Here is a 255-nt window from a genome sequence, read left to right on the forward strand (position 1 = left end):
CGTTGATGCTTGCCGCGGACTTTGACATAGGTCTGGGGGGTCTTGATAACCAGCGGGCCGTGGAGATCAGGCTGTTCTGGTGACTCTGCAATATCGCTGTCACTGTTACTGTTGTCACTGGCTTCATCATGCTGACTGATTTTATCTTCCGAGAGCAGTAAATGAATCAGGTCGGGTGTGATCGGCGTGCTATTGGCGGTCTCACGGTAAAGCCGTTCAATCAGCCGCGCTGCCCGCTGCCCGGCAATATGGTCG

General features: G+C 54.5%; 1 protein-coding gene. It reads right to left on the reverse strand.

Annotation, left to right across the window (positions count from 1 at the left end):
• On the reverse strand, nucleotides 1–255 hold a 255-nt coding region (locus Q4563_RS21070), incomplete at both ends, for a hypothetical protein (protein ID WP_303605912.1).

It is taken from the genome of Gilvimarinus sp. 1_MG-2023 (assembly GCF_030548285.1).